This is a genomic window from Candidatus Micrarchaeia archaeon (assembly GCA_041653315.1).
Lineage (GTDB): Archaea > Micrarchaeota > Micrarchaeia > Anstonellales > JAHKLY01 > JAHKLY01.
Window position 1 is genome coordinate 33,126 of the sequence record JBAZFO010000013.1, and the last position, 2,221, is coordinate 35,346.

At 40.8% G+C, this 2,221-nt stretch carries 5 protein-coding genes; all 5 read left to right on the forward strand.

From position 1 onward, the window contains the following. Nucleotides 1-31 precede the first annotated feature (31 nt). Nucleotides 32-313, forward strand: coding sequence for a hypothetical protein (locus tag WC356_03885; GenBank protein MFA5382282.1), 282 nt, complete (start codon nt 32-34; stop codon nt 311-313). A gap of 10 nt (nt 314-323) precedes the next feature. Then, complete coding sequence (locus tag WC356_03890) at nt 324-800, forward strand: hypothetical protein (protein ID MFA5382283.1); 477 nt, start codon at nt 324-326, stop codon at nt 798-800. 76 nt (nt 801-876) lie between these two features. Further along, nucleotides 877-1,059, forward strand: a complete 183-nt coding sequence (locus WC356_03895) for a hypothetical protein (protein MFA5382284.1) — start codon at nt 877-879, stop codon at nt 1,057-1,059. A gap of 173 nt (nt 1,060-1,232) precedes the next feature. Next, nucleotides 1,233-1,445 (forward strand): hypothetical protein, encoded by a 213-nt coding sequence (locus tag WC356_03900; protein ID MFA5382285.1) that lies wholly within the window; start codon nt 1,233-1,235, stop codon nt 1,443-1,445. A 544-nt stretch (nt 1,446-1,989) separates the two neighbouring features. After that, on the forward strand, nt 1,990-2,221 hold a 232-nt coding region (locus WC356_03905; protein MFA5382286.1), incomplete at its 3' end, for a hypothetical protein.

The window sequence follows — 2,221 nt, forward strand, 5'->3', positions numbered from 1 at the left end:
TTGAACATTTTAATTAAGGAGAAATAGTTTTATGTTTCCAGATGTTCTCAGTAAACTACCGATTGATATCCAGATTACTATTGGCATATCTGCGGTATGCACCCTGTTTATGAATATTCTCAAAGAGAAGTTCTCGATTCCGCCGACAGCGATATGGATTGCTATCTTACTTATGGCCGCCCTACTCAGTGGCTTAACGTACAATTGGATTCTTAGGGAAACGGTTATTAGTACAGTCTTGTGTTGGATAGGCTCGGTCGGCGGCTGGTCGAGTGCTAAGATGTTGGTAAGTAAAGTTGGAAATGATAAATAAGGAGTGATTCATGCGTAAACTAACACTTTCAATCTTAATTCTAATTCTTTGTTCATCTATGACTTATGCTTTTGATGCCGCCTCGTCTATTGGCGTAGGTGCAATGCTACAAGCGGGACAACCGACATCAGTGGCCTACTCTGTGGGATTCTCTGCCCCCGTAGTCACGAAGGCCGACGCTGGTTATACCCTACTCCAGCAAACAGACTATCTCTATAGTCCATACAGTGACAATGTTAAAGCTGTGCGCATCTATGCTATTAACCAGAAGAATGTCTTTACACGCCAGACGTGGACAATGTACGGTGCTATTGGTAGCGGCGTATATCAGTTTATTGATGACGAAAACTCACAGACATACGGCACTGTTATGTTGAGATTAGGCGGGACATTCTCTATCTTTGATTTGTCGGGTAGTGTAGAGGCGGTACAAACCCCCGGCTCGGACTTGGTGGTTGCCATGTTTGGGATAGGGTTGAAGTTCTAATATGAAAACACGAACCATATCTCTTTATCATCGTGATGGTCGGGTTTTTAAGTATGACGTATCGGGTGCAACTGATATGGATGTCTGTACTAAGGTCACCGAACATATCCAGAGAATTGCCGATATTGGTTACTATCGACATAATGATGGAGAGAACTACGAGCTTATTCCTGTTTGTTTAGATATGAATCGGGGTATATACAAGATTAAAAGTCATAATATCCCAACTATGTATCCCGATAGAGTTGAAAGAACATAGGGTTGAAGTTCTAATACTTTGAAACTATGGCAACAATCAAGGAAATAAAGATACCCATCTTTGACTTTACTATATTTTTCATAACTGCCAAAGACTATGAAGAATATAGGAGAACGCTCAAGAAGCGTTTTAAGATAAATATTGAACCAGCATTTTATCGTATTGGTGAATTTATGGATGCTGACAGTTCTCGCAAATGCAAAGATGGAACATATATCCACAAGCAAGAAGGATTCATATACTATAAAAAGGATTCTGGTATCCCCATAATCATTCACGAACTTAATCATGCCGTCGAGTGGGTATGTAAAAGGACGGGCGTAAATGACGAAGAATCTCGTTGCTATTTACTGGAATATCTTGCAAAACAGATAATCAGGAGGTGATTATAATGCCGGTAGGACAAGGTGGACACAGTAATTATTACTGGATAATGCTTTGGTTTCTTGAAATGGTGATGTTCGGCTGGACGGTGAATTGGTATTGAAAAAGATGTTACCACTCATTTTCTACGTATTAGGTAGTCTCTGTTTTTTAATTGGTTCAATCTTATCCATAAAAGAGGTGATGCGTGGATAAATTTAAACCCATGCTACGGGTGTATGTAGCTGGGGCATATTCAGCGAGTAATGCTATCACAGTATTAGAAAATATGAGAATTGGCATGAGGACTTCAACCGAAGTCCTCCTTGCTGGTTTTGCCCCCTATTCCCCGTGGGACGATTACCATAGAATCCTGATGTTAAGATACGGAGAATCTCTTTCGCTTCAAGACTTCTATAAATATTCTAAATCATGGCTTGTTGTTTCCGACGCGGTTCTTATCGTTGACAATCCACGAAATTTACTGTCAGCGGGAACGCAGGCCGAGCTTGCGTTAGCTCAAGAAAACCATATACCAATTTTCTATAGTTTGGAGGACTTAAAATTATGGGTACAGAAGAAGATAGAAGCGGACGAGAAAGTGGAACAGTTCAAGACGATGAATATTGGTTTACCCGAATAGACGAAGTTTCCCTTGAGAAACACGGACATCCGTGGCGAGAAGGTTTACCCGCCCCCGGACAATTCTCAATCGACTATATTCTAATCAAGGCAACTTCCCATATAACAAAATTAAGAAATGGCAGTATCGACCCCGATGATGGAATACCCCATTGGG

Excerpts from the sequence above, each read along its gene's own strand:
- WC356_03885 (MFA5382282.1), top strand. The coding sequence starts at position 32 with ATGTTTCCAGATGTTCTCAGTAAACTACCGATTGATATCCAGATTACT.
- WC356_03890 (MFA5382283.1), top strand. The coding sequence starts at position 324 with ATGCGTAAACTAACACTTTCAATCTTAATTCTAATTCTTTGTTCATCT.
- WC356_03895 (MFA5382284.1), top strand. The coding sequence starts at position 877 with ATGGATGTCTGTACTAAGGTCACCGAACATATCCAGAGAATTGCCGAT.
- WC356_03900 (MFA5382285.1), top strand. The coding sequence starts at position 1,233 with ATGGATGCTGACAGTTCTCGCAAATGCAAAGATGGAACATATATCCAC.